Here is a 17,611-nt window from a genome sequence, read left to right on the forward strand (position 1 = left end):
CGATCTAATAGCTGCGTTGCAGCGTTGGTATACATCCCAATGCAATGACGTTTGGGAGCACTCTTATGGTGTGGAGATTGTCAATATCGACAACCCGGGCTGGAGAGTCAAGATAAATGGTGCCACAGCCAAGAGGCCGACCAATATCAACATTGAGCGTGACGACGAGGATTGGATCAGGGTAAGCGCCACTGAAACGGAGTTCATCGGGTATGGCGGTCCTAGTAATTTGCAGGAAATTCTGGAGCTTGCTATGGATTGGCTTCAGTAACAAACAAGGGCCGCAGTTGCGGCCCTTGTTTGTTATCGGTGGTTGGACCTGAAATTGTTGCTGGAGTGCCAGTCTCGTTTTGATTGATGAGGTCAGGTATTTGACATCGATGCAAACGAGCGTCTGCCGAAGCGTGTCGCAGGGGAAAGCGAGGAGCGGTTTGCATACGACCCGAGCGGCAGGCTGATCGACGCGGTGAACCGGTACAGCCGCGTGCAGTTCTTCTTCGATCGGGTCGGCAATCTCGTGCGTGAACATCACGCCTACGATCTGTTCGGCGACCGGCGCAGCTACGTGTGGCATCACGAATACGACGAACTCGGCAACCGGCGGCGGACCGTTCGGCCGGACGGGCATGCGGTCGACTGGTTGATGTACGGCTCGGGGCATGTGCACGGGATGCTGCTCGATGGCGAGGAGCAAGGTCGGGCAGCGCACCCACTACGATCCGGCCGGACGCGTGCTGCAGCAGACGGTCCAGCGATCGACGTCGCCGGCGCCGCTTGCCGAGCGGCGGTATCGCTATGACGCGGCGGGGCAATTGTCGCGGATCGAGGACAGCCGCAAGGGCGGGACCGACTATCGATACGATCCGGTCGGGCGATTGATCGAAGCGATCAGCCCGGTCGCGAAGGAGCGGTTTGCGTTCGATCCGGCGAGCAACATCATCGATCCGGTGCGGTCCGCGGAGGCACCTGCGTCCCGTCCGAGCCCGGTGCGGCCGGAAAGTACGTTGCCGGTCGAGGTGCCGAAGGTGCTGGGCAACCTGCTGAAGGCGTATGCGGGGATGCACTTCGAGTACGACGCGCGCGGGAATCTGGTGCGCAAGCGTACGCCGGCGGGTGAGCAGGAATATGAGTGGGATGAGTTCAATCGCTTGCTGGCGGCGCGGGTTGCGGAGACGTCGCGGCAGAGCGAGGCGCGGTATTTTTACGACGCGTTCGGCCGTCGGATCGCCAAGGAGGTGAACGGCGAGCGTACGGTGTTCGGATGGGATGGTGACACGCTGGCGTATGAAAGCGACGGCGAGCGCGGGACGCACTACATCTACGAACCGGGGACGTTTGTGCCACTGGCGCAGTATGTGGCGGGGCCGGTAGTAGGGATCGAGACGCCGGAATGGAAGAGCACGGACCGCTATGTGCCGGAGGAAGATCCGCTGCAGAAGATGCCGGAGCGGCGAGGCGACGCGGCGGTGTTCTATTACCACTGCGATCAGATCGGTACGCCGCAGCTGCTGACGGATGACGACGGTGACGTCGTGTGGGAGGCGTCGTACAAGGCGTGGGGCGAGGCGCGGGGGGTGATTGCGCGAGCGTCGAAGGCTGCGGGGATCGTGCCGGGGAATCCTCTGCAATTCCAAGGCCAGCAGGTCGATGCGGAGACGGGACTCGCTTACAACCGGCATCGGTACTATGATCCAGTCAATGGGCGTTTCATCAGCAAGGATCCTATTGGTCTGGCTGGTGGGGTAAATGACTATCAGTACGCACCTAACCCTGTTAGCTGGGTAGATCCTTCCGGTTTAAGTCGATTTAAAAAATCAAGTTGGGGACCATGCAAGAAGGGTACTGGGATTTCATATACGGTTTTCCAGCAGGACATTGATTGGAATATGGAGCATCGAGGTAAGACGAACCTGCAGCGCGCAATGGAGGGTGGTGCGCCTTTTCTGATGAAGGATGGGGTGCCGCAGCAGATTCAGTTGCATCATTCAAGGCAGCAATCCATTGGTCCGTTGTTTGAGGTGACAACTAGCACTCATAGAGCAGCAAGCGGTGCTGGCCGTGAAGCATTGCATCCCTACGGAAATCAAAAGAATCCAGAGTATCCTGTTGATCGTGGTGCATTCGACATTGACAGGCAGCAGTACTGGAAAGATCGCGCGGCAACGGCCAATGCATCTAGCAAGGGAGGTTGTGATTTATGATTCCATTGAAAGTCGAGCAGTATCTGGCTGCGGTTTCTGGTGACGTAGATAGGGCTGATCCTAAGGCGGCAGAAAAAGTACTTGTTAGCCTGGGCGTCGATTCCGGTTCGGAGTTTGGTGAATTTTATCTGAAATATCAGGGGGGCTTTATCAGTCCTCGCCCGGTTGCTGAGCTTCTGGACATCGAGGGGCCGGCGATTCCAGCGATTCCGGATCAGACGGATTACGTCCGAGATCGTTATCGTATTCCTGGGCAATATCTTGCCTTGACGTCGGATGAGAGTGAGGGGATGTATTTGTATAATATCGAGGATCGGGCTGTTTACGATCTCGATATCGTTGTATTGGATGATTTTGTAAGTGGGCGAGTGCCTGCCCGCTGGCAGACATTTAATGAATTCCTAATGTGGTATTTTGACGTGGTGCCTTGATGGGAAGGGCTGAAAACGCGTCCTTTGGTGTATTGGGAGTAACGAGGATTTATTGTTATCGTTGTTTATTTTTGACCAGATCGGTACGCAGCAGTTGCTAACGGATGACGACGGTGACTCGTGCGGGAGACGTCGTACAAGGAAGTGAGGCGAAGCGCCGGAAGTGATCGCTCGTGCGGGTTCTTTACCCTAAGCGAAAAATGATGGCTAAAGCGTGAGTGATAGGTACAACAGTAGATGCGATCCATGCAACTGAGACGGAATTGGCGTGAACATTGCCTAAGTCGTTCTCGGAATGGCTTCTGGAGAACAACGGCAAAGCATTGGGCGCTTTGGTGGTGTTTCCTGTATTCGATGCACGCGATCCCCGCAAAACGTGGGAGTCGATAGTTCGTCACTTCAAAGAAGATTGGCAAGAGTGGCGAGACAACTTCTCAGGTACCTCTATCGACCTCTCTCAGTTGCTACCGTTTGCCGAATTCGGAACAGGGGACTACTACTGCTTCGACTACGGAACGCTTGGTGACGCCGGGGAGCCTGTTGTAGTTCTTTGGTCGCATGAGACTGGGCAAGTGTCAGCGATTGCTGATAGCTTCGCAGCCTTCCTGACTACACCCGGTCGACCTGGATAATGATGAAGGAAGTATCTTTGCGCCGCGTTGGATGCCGAAACGGACAAGGACACGGATGCGGCTGCTTGATGGCGCATCGAGCCGAGCATCGACAACTGTAAAAAAACGCGTCCAGGGGAAAAATGCGTTCCGTCTTGGGATGGGGTGGCGCAAAGTCTTGTGGGGAAAGGGGTTGCGGGCTGTATAAGGGGGGAATGCGCGTCTAGGGGGCTATTTATAACCGGTGCCGATATTACGATCTAAGCGGTGGTCGGTTCGTATCGAAAGATCCCATCGGATTATCGGGTGGCGTCAATGCTTACCGATACGCGTTGAACCCTATCGCGTGGACTGATCCGGTTGGCTAACTCCGTGCCCGGGACGCAGAGGCGCATTTCGTCAAGCGAAGCGTGATTTGGGAGTCGCGTTGAGTCAACAACCTGACAAAGTGCTCAATCAAAAAGCCGATCAGATGGGGCAATATAATCAAGTCATGGTGACTGGTTCTGACGGTTTGCCGGTGTTGGGGAAAGGTAATCATCCGATATGGACAAGAGAGTATCAATTTAAACGTGCTGATGGGAGTGTGGTATTGATTCAAGAACTCGGCATTGTCCCAGTATGTTAGATGGTCGAGTCAAATCACAGTGGACGAGCAATATCTGTCAGGAGTCGAGCGAATTGGAATTCAGATTCTTCGCGAACATCGTAACCTATACGTTCGAAAATGGCGTGCATATCGTCGGTCTCGCAGATCACGACCCGCCATCCAGCTACGTGATCCTGCAGCGCGAGACCGACGACGACGAACAGGATAAGGCGCTTGGTCTCGATACCTATTACATGGAAGTAGGCGAAGACGGAGTCGCCGGCTATGGTGGAGTCACGTCGGTTTCGTTGCAGGGGAAGATGTTGAACATCGAACTGTCTCGCGATGTCGCATGGACGGAAGGGCTGGCGCTGGTGACGATCGTGGTGCATGCGACCGACAGCCTCGGACAGCTGAAGCGGGGGCTGACGGAAGTCTTTGCGGGGGAGGCGACCCAGCTGCGCTTCAATTAATGCACGCGAGATGGCCGACGACCACCACCAGGTCGACCATGCACATTCCGAATTGGCATAATCACGCCTCGCTGAGGGGCGCGTTGCGATGCGCGCACTTTCGTATGATCGCCGTGCCGTCGTTCCGGTGCATTTGCCACAGTTACAACCGCAATTCCTATGTCGACTACCCCCGCGACCGAAGTGTCGCTAAAACACATTCTCGAACATCCTGGCGATTTCTCCGGATGGCTCTGTCTGCCACCGATGCCGTGGACGCTCGATACGGAAGGAGCATTCACCGAACACCCTGACGATATCGAAGCCGTCACGCTATCCACGATCGCATCGCAACCTGGCTGGCGCGTGACACTGAACAGCGCGACGATCGAGGAAATCGTGATCAATGCGCATGACCAGGTCGACGAACCGAGCGTCGCGCAATTGTTGGACGCGTTCGTGTTCTACGTCGACAACGAGGAATTCATTCTGCTCTGACCACGCTCACACGCACCACAGTGAAAAAGGACCGCCGAGCGGTCCTTTTTCGTGATGCAGCAGTGTTCGAACGAAGCACCACCACTGCCTTCAAGGCAACGAAATCGTCAAATTAGCCGACTCCGGCCCGACCTTGATCACCTGCGAATACGGCGCCAACGTCTGCAGCGTCTTGTCCTTCAGATAGGTGTTGAGCCCGAGATACCCGAGCAGCGCAACGAGCGCGAACACGGTCCCGATTGCCCAGACCGGCACCTCCCGCTTCAACCGATGCGCGATCTGATCCGGCAGCGGCCAATGCGGAGCAAACGCAGCGCGCTTGCCCTTCATATGCGCGATCTCGTCGCCGAGCCGCGCGGTGAGATACGCGAGCTTCTCCGGCCCCTCGAGCAGATACTTGCCCTGGAACCCGAGCAGCAGGCACATATGAAACACCTCGAGCGACTGCAGCCGGGCCGCACCCTGCGCACGGCCTTCCTCGAGATACTGAAAGAACTTCTCGCCCGCGAGCTGCTCGCCGAACAGCACGAGCTGCAGCGGCCGGCGTTCCCAGTCGGTCCGGATCTTGAACTGCGACGACAGCACCATCTCGTCGATGGCCGCGCAGAACGCGAACTTCGCGCCGTACACGTCCTCGGCGGCGATATTCAGCTTCTTCGCACCGCGCTCGAAATCCGACAGGAATTCCTGGATCCGCGTGCTGAACTCGCCGGCGCTGTCCGGCTCCCGCCCGTTCTTGAGCAGGAACAGCATGAAGAACCCGTCGTACAGCAAATCGAGCAGCGAGCGGGCCTGGAACGCGGCGTCCGTGGACGCCGGGCTATGCATTGGCGGCGGCACGTTGTCGCCGAACAGGGAAGGCGCGTAGCTCATGATGTGACCGCGATCAGTTCGAATTTCAGGTCATTGATGCCAGTCGGCGCGTAGATCATCGCGGACTGGGCCTGCAGCATGCGCTCGTACAGCGGGCTGCGCGAATCGAGCGCGAAGTAGCACGCGCCGGGGCGCACCGGAATCGCGGGCGGCACTTGCGGCGTGTACGACAGCCGCACGCCGGGCATGGCCGACAGCACGAGCTTGTCGACGTCGTCGGGCGCGCCGACCTTGAAGCGGGCCGGCACCGCGTCGACGAGCTCGACGCTCGGCATGTCCGCCGACACCGCAAGGTAGAACTCGGTCTTGTCGTCGATCTTGCCGGAATCGAGGCGGCCGAGGTGGAACGACGGGCGCACTTCGTCGAGCGTGATCGCGAAATAGCGCGTCGAGATCACGGTGTCGAGCAATTCGCGCAGCATCAGGTCGAGGCGCGCGAAGCTCGGGCCCGGATCGTCGTGGCGGTACACGGGCAGGTCGGCGAGCGTATAGCCCTTCGAGAAGGTCATCAACTGGCCCGCGAGGCGCAGCAGTTCCTGGAACAGCCGCTCCGGATGCAGCGCCGCGTGCTGGTGCAGGTGCGCGAGCGTCGCGAACGCGGCGTTCGCGGTGTGCAGCAGCCAGAACGACGCGATGTCGCCGGAACGGAATTCGATGATGTTCTTCGACGGCTCGCGGTGGAAGCCGTACAACGCGTTCACCTTCGCCTGCAGCGCGTCGACCAGTTGGCGCAGCCGCTGGTGCAGGATCGGCGACGCTTCGATCGCGAGGCACGGCGGCACGAAGTTGTCGTCGATCTCGAAACCGGACGTCGCGGTGCGGCGCACGCGCACGAGCGGCACGGACAGCAGCTGGTCGCGCGGCTCGCTGTGCGCGATCAGCTTGACCTGCGTCTTCAGGAACGTGATGTCGGCTTCGGCGGCGTCGGTGAAGTTGTCGGCGACGCTCGTCTGCTCGCTGACGAACCGCGTCATGAAGCCGGCGGCCGGATCGTCGCTGTAGTTGGTGCCGTTCTCGCGCAGCGGGTGCAGCGCGAGATAGAACACGAATTCGTTGATGCCGTCGGGCAACGTATCCAGCGCGATCGGCGGCGGCAGGTCATCGGCCTGCGGCGCGGCATACAGCGCGCCGTCCGGGAACACGAGCGCGAGCTCGGCCACCCGCAGCACATTGCTGCCGAGCGCGTCGCGATCGATGCGCACGGAGCGCACGCCCCAGTTGTACGGCTGGATCGCCTGGATGGACTCGAACAGGCGCGCCTCGTGGTACGCGTCCTGCCGCTGAAAGTGTTGAGGCCGGAGGAACAGCCCTTCCCCCCACAGCACCTTGGCCGAATAACTCATGTCAAATCCGGTTAATGTGGCGTTGCGACGTAATCGATTTGTTCGTGCCCGAATTAAATCGCCGAGTGTTAATTCTTGTTAATTGACATTCGTGCGTCATGTTTAACCGCAGGAGACCGAAGAAAGCATATTCAGCGGTTGCGAAGGCGCACCCTGTTGCGGTGCGATGACCGTGCCGTCGGTGACCGTCATCGCGCAATTATGCAGGCCGATGATTATGCCGGATTTCTCCGACTTCACCGGATCGAACGTCAGTTTCCATCGTTGCAGTGCGGGATCGCGGAACAGCGCGACGATGCCGAATGCCTGCGCTTCGCGCGACACCTTCTCGGTTGCCGTATAGCGCTGGCCCGGAATCAGCGTGATTTCGCGCACGTTCAGCAAATCGGCGCCGAGTGCGGCTTTTTCCTTGGTCGGATCGGTAAATGCGTCGAACGGCGCTTGCTGGAACGAGGTCGGGTCCTTCAGCGCATAGAGCCGGACGACGAGCGCGAGCGGCTTGTGGTCGGTCGCGGCATTCAGGTTCGGCGCGGCGGCGAGCGTGAGCCCGATGTTGCGCGGCGGCTTCTGCGCGTCGGGCACCTCGGGCTTGCCGATGCCGGCCGCGGACATCACGGCGCTCGCGGCCGAGCCGAGCAGCGGGGCGGCCGCGCATCCGGCCAGAAGGGCGCAGGCAACCAGCGGCAGCGCGTAGCGAATCATGGACGATCTCATCGTTTTTCCGGCGTGCCGCCTTTATCCCTGTCAAAACTGCCGGGTTTTGCCGCGTTCGCCGCGTATCCCCCGACACTGCACCATTCAACTATTAAGCACGCTCGCGCCAGGCAAGCGTTCGGAAATTTTTTCCGCTATCCGGGCGGCGCGTCGTGCGGCCAGTAAAACTTGCGCATTCCGGTCGAAAGAAAAAACCGCCGCGAGCCCGCAGCGAGAGGCCATTTGAGGGGGTAGCGCCCGGTTTTAAAAGGAATTACTCTTCACACGACGATTGAATTATGAAAAATTGATCGGTACTATACCCGCGCGCATCTTGCAAAGCAAAAGAACCAGATTCTCAACGATTTAAAACTCACGCGCCGGTGGATATAACGATGAAAGACCGTCTGTTCGCAAAACTGTCTGGGGTAGTGGTGGCTTGTGGCGTGATCGCCGGCTGTGCGAGCCAGCCTCCCGCGCCGCCGACTGCGGAAGTGTTCAACAAGTCGCTGGCCGATGCGGACGCCGTCGCGAAGGCGGGGGACCAGGACAAGGCGCTCGGCCTGTACCAGCAGCTCGCGAAGTCGGATCCGACGCGCGAGGAACCGTGGTCGCGCATCGCGCAAATCCAGTTCGCACAAAACCATTACGGCCAGGCGATCGTCGCCGCTCAGGAAGCGCTGCAGCGCGACGCGACCGATCGTCAGGCGAAGAGCGTGCTGGCCGTCGCCGGCCTGCGGATCGCGACGCAGTCGCTCGGCGAGCTGCGCCAGGATGCGTCGCTCGCGGGCGACGCGAAGTCCGACGCGCAGGCGCTCGCGAAGCAACTGCGCGACACGCTCGGCGAATCGGCGCTGTTCCCGCCGGAAACGAAGACCGTGAAAACGCGCACGCCGCGCCGCGTCGTCCATCGTCCGAAGGGCGGTGCCGCACCGGCCGCCGAGGCGGCTGCGTCGACCACGCCGACGCAGCCCCCGGCGCAAAAGGGCAGCGCGGATCCGTTCGGCGCGCTGCGCAACTGAAACCGCAACTGACGCGATAACCACAACTAACCTGGGAGCCGTCGAGATGGCCAAGAAAGAAAGCATTCAGAAAAGCTTGCAGAAAATACGGCCGCCGCGCGTCCAGCTGACCTACGAGGTCGAGAAGGGCGATGCGATCGAGGTGAAGGAGCTGCCGTTCGTCGTCGGGGTCGTCGGCGATCTGGCGGGTCAGTCCGAAATCGAGCAGCCGAAGCTGCGCGACCGCAAGTTCGTCAACATCGACCGCGACAATTTCGACGACGTGATGAAGGCGATCGAGCCGCGTGCCGCGTTCCAGGTGGAAAACCGCCTGAGCCCGGAAGGCGGCAAGTTCGCGGTCGACCTGAAGTTCCGCTCGCTGTCGGATTTCAGCCCGGACGAAGTCGTCGAACAGGTCGAGCCGCTGCGCCGCCTGCTCGAGGCGCGCTCGAAGCTCGCCGACCTGCGCAACAAGCTTGCCGGCAACGACAAGCTCGAGGATCTGCTGTCCGAGGTGCTGAAGAACACGCAGCAGTTGCAGGAGCTCGCGAAGGGCACCGGCAGCGACAAAGACGGCGAATGACGACGGAGTGTTGAGATGAACCAGCAAACGGCTGCGGCCCAAGCGAGCGGCGCGGAATACGCCGCCGGGACTTCGTTGCTCGACGACATCGTCGAGAAGAGCAAGGTCGCGAAATCCGATTCCGAGCATGCGCGCGCGAAGGACCTGATCGGCGAACTCGTGCACCAGGTGCTCGACGGCACGGTGATCGTGTCGGACAACCTGTCGGCCACGATCGACGCTCGCGTCGCGGAGCTCGACCGCCTGATTTCCACGCAGCTTTCCGCCGTGATGCACGCGCCGGAATTCCAGCGCCTCGAAAGCACGTGGCGCGGGATGGACTATCTGGTCAAGGAAAGCAACACGGGCCAGACGATCAAGATCAAGGCGCTGCACGCACCGAAGCGCGACCTCGTGCGCGATTTCAAGGGCGCGAGCGAATTCGACCAGAGCGCGCTGTTCAAGAAGGTCTACGAAGAGGAATTCGGCACGTTCGGCGGCTCGCCGTTCGGTGCGCTGATCGGCGATTACGAGATCTCGCGTCAGCCGGAAGACATGTACTTCATCGAGCAGATGTCGCACGTCGCGGCGGCCGCGCATGCGCCGTTCATCGCGTCGGCGTCGCCGGAACTGCTCGGCCTCGAGTCGTTCTCCGACCTCGGCAAGCCGCGCGACCTCGGCAAGGTGTTCGACACCGTCGAATACGCGAAGTGGAAGTCGTTCCGCGACGCCGAGGATTCGCGCTACGTCGGCCTGACGCTGCCGCGCTTCCTCGGCCGCCTGCCGTTCAATCCGAAGGACGGCCAGACCGCGGAGAACTTCACCTTCGTCGAGGAAGTCGACGGCACCGATCACGACAAGTACCTGTGGTGCAACGCGGCATGGGCCTTTGCGGCACGTCTCACGGCCGCGTTCGACGACTTCGGCTGGTGCGCGGCGATCCGCGGCGTCGAAGGCGGCGGCCTCGTCGAGGACCTTCCGACCCACACGTTCAAGACCGACGACGGTGAAGTCGCGCTGAAGTGCCCGACCGAAATCGCGATCACCGATCGCCGCGAGAAGGAGCTGAGCGACCTCGGCTTCATCCCGCTCGTCCATTGCAAGAACTCAGATTACGCCGCGTTCTTCGCTGCGCAATCGGTGCAGAAGCCGAAGAAATACAGCACCGACAGCGCGAATGCGAACGCCGTCCTGTCCGCCCAGCTTCAGTACATCTTCTCGGTATCGCGCGTCGCGCATTACCTGAAGGCGATGATGCGGGACAAGATCGGCAGCTTCGCATCGGCGCAGAACGTGGAGACTTTCCTCAACCGGTGGATTTCGCAGTACGTCCTGCTCGACGACAACGCCTCGCAGGAACAGAAAGCGCAATTCCCGCTGCGCGAGGCATCCATACAAGTGTCGGAGATTCCGGGCAAGCCGGGCTCGTATCGTTCGGTCGCGTTCCTGCGCCCGCACTTTCAGCTCGACGAGCTCTCGATTTCTCTGCGACTTGTCGCTGATCTGCCCAAACCGGCAAATTCATAAGCGAGTAAATCGCCCGGGCGGGCCGCCTGGGTAGGACGTTAAAACCACCTCTTTGGGGAGTCGAAGGGCCATGTTACATATGCACTTGCAGTTTGGTAGTCCCGCGGTGAAGGGCGAGTCCGCGGACAAAGACCATCAGGGCTGGATCGAACTGAAATCGTGGGATCACTCGATCGTTCAGCCGCGTTCGGCAACCGCATCGACCGCTGGCGGTCACACGATGACGCGTTGCGAGCACGGCGACATGATCTTCACGAAGGAAATCGATTCGTCGAGCCCGCTGCTGTATCAGCACGCTTCGGGCGGTACCACGTTCGACGAAGTGACGGTCCATTTCTCGCGCGCGGACGGTGAAGGCAAGCGCGTGCAGTATCTGGAAGTCAAGCTCAAGTACGTGATCATCTCGAGCATCGCCCCGAGCGTTCGCGAGGAAGGTCTGCCGCTCGAGACGTTCTCGCTGAAGTACGCAGCCGTGCAGTGGAAGCAAACCCAGCAGAAGATCGGCGGCAACCAGGGCGGCAACACGCAAGGCGCCTGGAGCCTGACGAAGAACGACAAGACCTACGCGGTCTAAGGTCGGTTGCGGCAACGGGGCGCGTCGCGTCCCGTTGCCGTTTTGCTCTGTGCACTCCGGCCGATGAAACGATTCGAACCCAGTTTTCTCGACAAGCTGTTCGACGACGAACCGCATCTGCCGGCAACGGCCGCGATGCGGCAATTGTCGCTGGACGAGCTCAAGAACACGGTCGCCCGCGACGTCGAGGCGATCCTCAACACCCGTATCGCGCATACCGAGAACGAGCTGGCCGCGTTGCCGGAATGCCAGAAATCGGTGCTGACCTACGGGCTGAACGATTTTGCGGGGCTGAGCCTCGCGAGCCACTACGACCGCGCGTTCATCTGCAAGTCGATCCAGCAGGCCATCGCGCGTCACGAGCCGCGCCTGCAGCAGGTGCAGGTGACGTTCGAGCTGAACGAGCAGGCGACCAACGCGCTCTACTTCGCGATCCAGGCGTTGCTCGTCGTGCACCCGGCCGAGGAGCCGGTGAGTTTCGACGCGATGCTGCAACCGTCGACGCTGCAATATTCGGTCACGCGCGCACGCGCGGCACGAATGCAGTAAATCAAGCCGCCGAGCGGGCCGGACCGCCCGGTGGTCAATCAGGTCCGGCATGAAATATTGAGGTTCGGGGTCGTCGATGGAAGAATTGCTGCCGTATTACGAACGCGAATTATCGTTTTTGCGGCGCTATTCGCGAGATTTCGCCGAACGCTATCCGAAGATCGCCGCGCGCCTCGCGCTGTCCGGCGAGCATTGCGAGGATCCGCACGTCGAGCGGATGATCGAGTCGTTCGCGCTGCTCGGCGCGCGCATCAACAAGAAGCTCGACGACGACTACCCCGAATTCACCGAAGCGCTGCTGGAAGTGCTGTATCCGCACTACCTGCGGCCGTTCCCGTCGTGCTCGATCGCGCAGTTCACGCCGGCGTCGCCCGGCCAGCAGACCGAACCGGTCGTGATCGATCGCGGCACCGAGCTGAAGAGCCGCCCGATCCGCGGCGTGCAGTGCCGGTTCCGCACCGCCTACGACGTGACGCTCGCGCCGATCCGCATCTCGGAGGCGCGCTATACGCCGGTCGCGCTCGCGCCGAGCGCGACGGTGCTGCCGTCGAACGCGACGGGCGTGATCTCGATCACGTTCGAATCGCTCGCCGCGCAGCTCGATCTCGGCGCGCTGAAACTGTCGACGCTGCGCGCGCACCTGCACGGCGAGCAGTCGTTCGTCGCCGCGCTGACCGACTGCCTGTTCGTCAACGTGCTCGGCGCGTACGTCGAGCCCGAGCGTAACGGCCGCTGGACCGCGCTGCGCAAGCTGCCGATTGCGCAGGCCGGCTTCGCCGAGGACGACGCGCTGATCGACTATCCGGCGAAATCGCATCCCGCGTACCGGCTGCTCACCGAATACTTCGCGTTCCCCGACAAGTTCGATTTCGTCGACTTCGACCTCGCGGCGATCGCACGCGCATCGGGCCGCTGCCGGCGCGCGACGCTGCACCTCGTGCTGCAGGACGTGCGCAGCGATTCGCACGTCGCGCGCCTGCTCGAACTGCTGACGGCGAGCCATTTCCGGCTGTTCTGCACGCCGATCGTCAACCTGTTCCGCCAGCACGGCGAGCCGATCCGCATCACGCACCGCGCGGTGTCGTATCCGGTGATCGCCGAGGCGCGGCGCGCGTTCGCGTACGAGGTGTACTCGATCGACTCGGTGAAGCTCGTCCGGCAGCAGGCACACGAGGAATCGGTGATCGAGTTCCGGCCGTTCTATTCGCTGCATCACGGCGAATCGGCGCGGATCGGGCATTACTGGTTCGCGCGCCGCAACGACTGGGTCGCCCAGAAAAGCCCCGGCTACGAAACCGAGATCTCGATCGTCGACATCGACTTCGAGCCGACGTCGCCGCAGACCGACACGCTGAGCCTCGACCTGACCTGCACGAACCGCGACCTGCCGGCGATGCTGGCGTTCGGCCTCGAGGGCGGCGACCTGTTCCAGGAAGGCGGCGCGCAGACGAGCGGCGTCTCGCTGCTGCGCCGCCCGACGCAAAGCGTGCGCTTCGAGCGCGGTCGCGCCGCGCACTGGCGGCTCGTGTCGCACCTCGCGCTCAACCACGTGTCGCTCGTCGCGCACGGCCTCGCGCCGCTGAAGGAAATGCTGACGCTGTACGACCTGCGACGCACGGCCGTATCGATGCGCCAGATCGACGGCCTGGCCGGCGTCGAGCAGCGCGGCGCCGTGCAGTGGCTGCCCGGCAAGCCGTTCGCGACGTTCGTGCGCGGCATCGAGATCCGGCTGACGATCGACGAGGAACACTTCGTCGGCGCGAGCCTCGCGTCGTTCGTGCGCGTGCTCGACAGCTTCTTCGGGCTGTACGTCCACCTCAACAGTTTCGTTCAATTGGTCGCCGTGTCGAAGCGCACCGGCGAGGAGATCATTCGATGCAAGCCCCGAACCGGCGAATCGATCCTGGCGTAGTCGACGCGCTGCTCGACGAACCGCATCGCTTCGAGTTCTTCCAGGCGGTGCGCGTGCTCGAAGGGCTGTTCGCGCGGCAGGCGTCGGATGCGCCGGGCGCGTGGCGGCAGGGCGACGTGGTCGCGCAGCGCATCGCATTCCGCAACACGCTATCGCTCGGCTTCCCGCCGAGCGAGATCGAGGGCGCGCGCTCGTTCGACGACGGCGGCATGCCGCTGAACTCCGGCGAGCAGCGCGGCGCCGCGCTGGCCGCCGGCGAGCTCGGACGCGTCGAGCTGACGCCGGCGTTCTTCGGGCTGCTCGGCGGGCAGGGCGCGCTGCCGCTGCACTACACCGAGCAGATCGTCGCGCGCGAGCACCTGAGGCGCGACCACGCGGCGCGCGCGTTCTTCGACGTGTTCTCGAACCGCGCGACCGCGCTGTTCTACGCGGCGTGGAAGAAATACCGGCTGCCGTTCCATTACGAACTCGACCGCGACGAGCGCTACCTGCCGCTGCTGCTCGCGATCGCCGGCGTGCCGAGCGACGAGGTGCGCGACAGTCTCGCCGCCGGCCCGGGCGGCGTGCTCGACGAGGCCGTGGCCGGCTACGCGCTCGCCGCGCGGCACCGGCCGATGTCGGCCGCGTACCTGCAGCGCACGCTGTCCGATTATTTCCGCGTGCCGGTGAAGATCGACCAGTTCGTCGGCAAGTGGTACGACGTGCCGCCCGATCAACTGAGCGTGCTGGGCGAAGTCAACGCGGTGCTCGGCGCGACTGCGCTCGTCGGCGAACGCGTGTGGCAGCGCGACATGCGCGCGCGGATCGTCGTCGGCCCGCTGTCCAAGCGCGATTACGAGGCATTCCTGCCCGGCGGCGCGCATGCCGTCGCGCTCGAGCGGATGCTGACGCTGCTCGCCGGCGTCACGCTCGAGTACGAGGTGAAGCTCGTGCTCAAGCGCACGGAAGTCGGCGCGAGCGTGCTCGGTGCGGGCTCACGGCTCGGCTGGGATGCGTTCCTGTGCACGCGCGACGCGCTCGAGGACCGCTCGGACGCCCGCTACGAACTGCACGTGATTCACTGACCCTGACAACAACAAGCAATCGAACCTGAGATCGACGCCATGAGCACGCCTCTGAAGACCCTGATCACGAAACTGAACCCGCTGTGTCGCCACGCGACCGAGCGTGCGGCGAGCGCGTGCCTGGCGCGCGGCCACTACGAGGTCGATCTGGAGCACCTGTTCCTCGCGTTGCTCGACGAAGCGACGGGCGACCTGCCGCTCGCATTGCGCGCGAGCCGCGTCGATCCGCATGCGCTGCATGCCGATCTCGAACGTGAGCTGACGCGCCTGAAGACGGGCAACACGCGCACGCCGGTGTTCTCCGTGCATCTGATCGCGCTGTTCGAGCAGGCGTGGCTGATCGCGTCGCTCGATTCGCAGCTCGGCCGCATCCGTTCGGGGCACCTGCTGCTCGCGCTGCTGACCGCGCCGGATCTCGCGCAGTTCGCGCAACGGATGTCGTCGCGGTTCGCGGAAATGAACGTGACGGACCTGAAGCACAAGTTCGACGAAATCATGGCCGGTTCGAGCGAAGCCGAGCCGCGCCAGGCGGACGACGACGGCAGCGACGTCGCGCCGGCCGGCGACGGCATGGCGCCCGCGGCCGGCCCGTCGAAGACGCCCGCGCTCGACACGTACACGACCAACCTCACGCAGCGCGCGCGCGACGGCAAGATCGATCCGGTGATCGGCCGCGAAGCGGAGATCCGCCAGGCGATCGACATCCTGATGCGCCGCCGCCAGAACAACCCGATCATGACTGGCGAGGCCGGCGTCGGCAAAACGGCGGTCGTCGAAGGGCTCGCGCTGCGGATCGCGGCCGACGACGTGCCGCCGCCGTTGCGCGGCGTCGCGCTGCATGTGCTCGACATGGGGCTGCTGCAGGCCGGCGCGAGCGTGAAGGGCGAGTTCGAGAACCGTCTGAAGAGCGTGATCGACGAGGTGAAGAAGAGCGCGCATCCGATCATCCTGTTCATCGACGAGGCGCACACGATCATCGGCGCGGGCGGTCAGGCCGGCCAGAACGACGCGGCGAACCTGCTGAAGCCGGCGCTCGCGCGCGGCGAGCTGCGCACGATCGCCGCGACGACGTGGAGCGAATACAAGAAGTACTTCGAGAAGGACGCGGCGCTCGCGCGGCGCTTCCAGGTCGTGAAGGTCGAGGAGCCGAGCGAGCCGCTGGCCGCCGCGATGCTGCGCGGGATGTCGGGCCTGATGGAGAAGCATTTCAACGTGCGGATTCTCGACGATGCGATCACCGAGGCCGTGCGCCTGTCGCATCGCTACATCAGCGGCCGCCAGTTGCCGGACAAGGCGATCAGCGTGCTCGACACCGCGTGCGCGAAGGTCGCGCTCGCGCACAGCGCGACGCCGGCCGCGATCGACGATACCAAGAAGCGCATCGAGCGCATCGATGCGGAAATCGCGTCGCTGGAGCGCGAGGCGGCGGGCGGTGCGGTGCACGACGAGCGGCTCGGCGAGCTGCGCGGCGCGCGCGACACGGCGCTTGAACAACTGGCGAAGGATGAGGAACGCTACGAAGCCGAGCGCGTGATCGTCGCCGAGATCACCGAACTGCGCGACGCGCTCGACCGCGCGCGCGGCCCGGCGGAAGACGGCCAGCCGGTCGACGTGCAGGCCACCCGCGACAAGCTCGCCGAACGCGTCGCGGCGTTGCATGCGCTACAGGGCGGCGAGCCGATGGTGCCGCTGCAGGTCGACGGCCACGTGGTCGCCGAGATCGTCGCCGCGTGGACGGGCATTCCGCTCGGCCGGATGGTGAAGGACGAGATCGACACCGTGCTGAACCTGCAGTCGCTGCTCGGCGCGCGCGTGATCGGCCAGGACCATGCGCTGGAGGCGATCGCGCAGCGCGTGCGCACCGCGACCGCGAACCTCGAGGATCCGAACAAGCCGCGCGGCGTGTTCATGTTCGTCGGGCCGTCGGGCGTCGGCAAGACCGAGACGGCGCTGGCGCTGGCCGACATCCTGTACGGCGGCGAGCGCAAGATGGTCACGATCAACATGAGCGAGTACCAGGAAGCGCACAGCGTGTCGGGCCTGAAGGGTTCGCCGCCGGGCTACGTCGGTTACGGCGAAGGCGGCGTGCTGACCGAGGCCGTGCGCCGCAACCCGTATTCCGTCGTGCTGCTCGATGAGGTCGAGAAGGCGCACCCGGATGTGCTCGAAATGTTCTTCCAGGTGTTCGACAAGGGTGCGATGGACGACGCCGAAGGGCGCGAGATCGACTTCCGCAACACGCTGATCATCCTGACGTCGAACGTCGGCTCGGCCGCGGTGATGCAGGCCTGCCTGAACAAGCCGGCCGAGGAATTGCCCGATCCGGACGCGCTTGCCGAGACGCTGCGTCCGCAGTTGTACAAGACCTTCAAGCCGGCGTTCCTCGGCCGGATGAAGGTCGTCCCGTACTACCCGATTTCCGACGACGTGCTGGCCGAGATCATCGAACTGAAGCTCGAACGCATCCGCCGCCGGATCGAGACGAACCACAAGGCCGCGTTCGAATGGGACGAATCGCTCGTCGAGGCGGTGCTCGCGCGCTGCACCGAGGTCGACTCGGGCGCCCGCAACGTCGACCACATCCTGAACGGCACGCTGCTGCCGGAGATCGCGGGCCACGTGCTCGGGCGGATCGCCGACGGCGCGGCCATCGCGCGCATCGCGGTGCGCGCGGACGAGGCCGGCGAATTCGCCTATACGGTCGAATGAGTTCGGCGCGCGACATCTCATG

Annotated in this window: 17 protein-coding genes and 2 pseudogenes; 15 read left to right on the forward strand and 4 right to left on the reverse strand. The window is 62.8% G+C overall.

All coding sequences use genetic code 11. The features are described 5' to 3' along the window. Nucleotides 1-4: 4 nt before the first annotated feature. On the reverse strand, nt 5-628 hold the full coding sequence (locus HWX09_RS33600) for a hypothetical protein (RefSeq protein ID WP_244135814.1): 624 nt from the start codon (nt 626-628) through the stop codon (nt 5-7). Here HWX09_RS33600 and HWX09_RS12295 point away from each other — a divergent pair. From HWX09_RS12295 to HWX09_RS12330, 7 genes and pseudogenes are all read left to right on the forward strand, one after another. Beyond that, nucleotides 518-1,802: pseudogene (locus HWX09_RS12295) on the forward strand (RHS repeat-associated core domain-containing protein); the annotation flags it as partial. The gene HWX09_RS33600 and the pseudogene HWX09_RS12295 overlap by 111 nt on opposite strands. 114 nt (nt 1,803-1,916) lie before the next feature. Next, nucleotides 1,917-2,201: pseudogene (locus HWX09_RS12300) on the forward strand (HNH/ENDO VII family nuclease); the annotation flags it as partial. Continuing rightward, nucleotides 2,198-2,632, forward strand: a complete 435-nt coding sequence (locus HWX09_RS12305) for an SMI1/KNR4 family protein (protein ID WP_155257338.1) — start codon at nt 2,198-2,200, stop codon at nt 2,630-2,632. The pseudogene HWX09_RS12300 and the gene HWX09_RS12305, both read left to right, overlap by 4 nt. 844 nt (nt 2,633-3,476) lie before the next feature. After that, nucleotides 3,477-3,611: an RHS repeat-associated core domain-containing protein gene (locus HWX09_RS33845; RefSeq protein WP_080681378.1), complete on the forward strand. Its 135-nt coding sequence runs from the start codon at nt 3,477-3,479 to the stop codon at nt 3,609-3,611. Nucleotides 3,612-3,670: 59 nt separating this feature from the next. After that, nucleotides 3,671-3,871, forward strand: coding sequence for a hypothetical protein (locus HWX09_RS12320; RefSeq protein ID WP_155257339.1), 201 nt, complete (start codon nt 3,671-3,673; stop codon nt 3,869-3,871). Nucleotides 3,872-3,924: 53 nt separating this feature from the next. After that, nucleotides 3,925-4,305 (forward strand): Imm10 family immunity protein, encoded by a 381-nt coding sequence (locus HWX09_RS12325; protein ID WP_034185391.1) that lies wholly within the window; start codon nt 3,925-3,927, stop codon nt 4,303-4,305. Between the two features lie 159 nt (nt 4,306-4,464). Then, a complete protein-coding gene (locus tag HWX09_RS12330; protein WP_027783372.1) occupies nt 4,465-4,782 on the forward strand; it encodes a hypothetical protein in 318 nt (105 codons plus the stop codon). Nucleotides 4,783-4,872: 90 nt separating this feature from the next. On the opposite strand, the gene icmH is transcribed toward HWX09_RS12330, so the two are convergent. The 3 genes from icmH to tssJ form a co-directional block, all read right to left on the reverse strand. Beyond that, nucleotides 4,873-5,655 (reverse strand): type IVB secretion system protein IcmH/DotU, encoded by a 783-nt coding sequence (icmH, locus tag HWX09_RS12335; protein WP_027783373.1) that lies wholly within the window; start codon nt 5,653-5,655, stop codon nt 4,873-4,875. Beyond that, nucleotides 5,652-6,998: a type VI secretion system baseplate subunit TssK gene (gene tssK / locus HWX09_RS12340; protein WP_027783374.1), complete on the reverse strand. Its 1,347-nt coding sequence runs from the start codon at nt 6,996-6,998 to the stop codon at nt 5,652-5,654. Before tssK ends, icmH begins: the two co-directional genes overlap by 4 nt. A gap of 102 nt (nt 6,999-7,100) precedes the next feature. Then, the gene (tssJ, locus tag HWX09_RS12345) at nt 7,101-7,712 is read right to left on the reverse strand and encodes a type VI secretion system lipoprotein TssJ (RefSeq protein ID WP_027783375.1); all 612 of its coding nucleotides are present in this window, start codon (nt 7,710-7,712) and stop codon (nt 7,101-7,103) included. Between the two features lie 374 nt (nt 7,713-8,086). Between tssJ and HWX09_RS12350 the strand changes: the two genes are divergently transcribed. From HWX09_RS12350 to tssH, 8 genes are all read left to right on the forward strand, one after another. Continuing rightward, nucleotides 8,087-8,713 (forward strand): tetratricopeptide repeat protein, encoded by a 627-nt coding sequence (locus HWX09_RS12350; protein WP_027783376.1) that lies wholly within the window; start codon nt 8,087-8,089, stop codon nt 8,711-8,713. A gap of 46 nt (nt 8,714-8,759) precedes the next feature. Continuing rightward, complete coding sequence (gene tssB, locus HWX09_RS12355) at nt 8,760-9,275, forward strand: type VI secretion system contractile sheath small subunit (RefSeq protein WP_027783377.1); 516 nt, start codon at nt 8,760-8,762, stop codon at nt 9,273-9,275. 15 nt (nt 9,276-9,290) lie between these two features. Continuing rightward, nucleotides 9,291-10,781: a type VI secretion system contractile sheath large subunit gene (gene tssC / locus HWX09_RS12360; protein WP_027783378.1), complete on the forward strand. Its 1,491-nt coding sequence runs from the start codon at nt 9,291-9,293 to the stop codon at nt 10,779-10,781. Between the two features lie 70 nt (nt 10,782-10,851). Further along, nucleotides 10,852-11,355, forward strand: coding sequence for a type VI secretion system tube protein Hcp (locus HWX09_RS12365; RefSeq protein WP_006477093.1), 504 nt, complete (start codon nt 10,852-10,854; stop codon nt 11,353-11,355). A 63-nt stretch (nt 11,356-11,418) separates the two neighbouring features. Beyond that, nucleotides 11,419-11,904, forward strand: a complete 486-nt coding sequence (tssE, locus tag HWX09_RS12370; RefSeq protein ID WP_027783379.1) for a type VI secretion system baseplate subunit TssE — start codon at nt 11,419-11,421, stop codon at nt 11,902-11,904. 76 nt (nt 11,905-11,980) lie between these two features. Next, nucleotides 11,981-13,816 (forward strand): type VI secretion system baseplate subunit TssF, encoded by a 1,836-nt coding sequence (tssF, locus tag HWX09_RS12375; protein ID WP_027783380.1) that lies wholly within the window; start codon nt 11,981-11,983, stop codon nt 13,814-13,816. Beyond that, nucleotides 13,780-14,880 carry a type VI secretion system baseplate subunit TssG gene (gene tssG / locus HWX09_RS12380; RefSeq protein ID WP_027783381.1) on the forward strand — a complete coding sequence of 367 codons (1,101 nt, stop codon included), beginning with the start codon at nt 13,780-13,782 and terminating at the stop codon, nt 14,878-14,880. The genes tssF and tssG overlap by 37 nt, the downstream gene beginning before the upstream one ends. A 39-nt stretch (nt 14,881-14,919) precedes the next feature. Next, nucleotides 14,920-17,589 carry a type VI secretion system ATPase TssH gene (gene tssH / locus HWX09_RS12385; RefSeq protein ID WP_027783382.1) on the forward strand — a complete coding sequence of 890 codons (2,670 nt, stop codon included), beginning with the start codon at nt 14,920-14,922 and terminating at the stop codon, nt 17,587-17,589. The last annotated feature ends 22 nt before the right edge of the window (nt 17,590-17,611 follow it).

Origin of the sequence: Burkholderia sp. BCC1208, assembly GCF_902833095.1 — a bacterium.
Lineage (GTDB): Bacteria > Pseudomonadota > Gammaproteobacteria > Burkholderiales > Burkholderiaceae > Burkholderia.

What these genes read in the sequence shown, in the direction of transcription:
- HWX09_RS12305 (WP_155257338.1), top strand. Translation starts at nt 2,198, where the DNA reads ATGATTCCATTGAAAGTCGAGCAGTATCTGGCTGCGGTTTCTGGTGAC.
- tssG (WP_027783381.1), top strand. Translation starts at nt 13,780, where the DNA reads ATGCAAGCCCCGAACCGGCGAATCGATCCTGGCGTAGTCGACGCGCTG.
- icmH (WP_027783373.1), bottom strand. Translation starts at nt 5,655, where the DNA reads ATGAGCTACGCGCCTTCCCTGTTCGGCGACAACGTGCCGCCGCCAATG.
- HWX09_RS33600 (WP_244135814.1), bottom strand. Translation starts at nt 628, where the DNA reads ATGCCCGTCCGGCCGAACGGTCCGCCGCCGGTTGCCGAGTTCGTCGTA.
- tssF (WP_027783380.1), top strand. Translation starts at nt 11,981, where the DNA reads ATGGAAGAATTGCTGCCGTATTACGAACGCGAATTATCGTTTTTGCGG.
- tssB (WP_027783377.1), top strand. Translation starts at nt 8,760, where the DNA reads ATGGCCAAGAAAGAAAGCATTCAGAAAAGCTTGCAGAAAATACGGCCG.
- tssH (WP_027783382.1), top strand. Translation starts at nt 14,920, where the DNA reads ATGAGCACGCCTCTGAAGACCCTGATCACGAAACTGAACCCGCTGTGT.
- HWX09_RS12350 (WP_027783376.1), top strand. Translation starts at nt 8,087, where the DNA reads ATGAAAGACCGTCTGTTCGCAAAACTGTCTGGGGTAGTGGTGGCTTGT.
- tssK (WP_027783374.1), bottom strand. Translation starts at nt 6,998, where the DNA reads ATGAGTTATTCGGCCAAGGTGCTGTGGGGGGAAGGGCTGTTCCTCCGG.
- tssJ (WP_027783375.1), bottom strand. Translation starts at nt 7,712, where the DNA reads ATGAGATCGTCCATGATTCGCTACGCGCTGCCGCTGGTTGCCTGCGCC.
- tssE (WP_027783379.1), top strand. Translation starts at nt 11,419, where the DNA reads ATGAAACGATTCGAACCCAGTTTTCTCGACAAGCTGTTCGACGACGAA.
- HWX09_RS12330 (WP_027783372.1), top strand. Translation starts at nt 4,465, where the DNA reads ATGTCGACTACCCCCGCGACCGAAGTGTCGCTAAAACACATTCTCGAA.
- tssC (WP_027783378.1), top strand. Translation starts at nt 9,291, where the DNA reads ATGAACCAGCAAACGGCTGCGGCCCAAGCGAGCGGCGCGGAATACGCC.
- HWX09_RS12365 (WP_006477093.1), top strand. Translation starts at nt 10,852, where the DNA reads ATGTTACATATGCACTTGCAGTTTGGTAGTCCCGCGGTGAAGGGCGAG.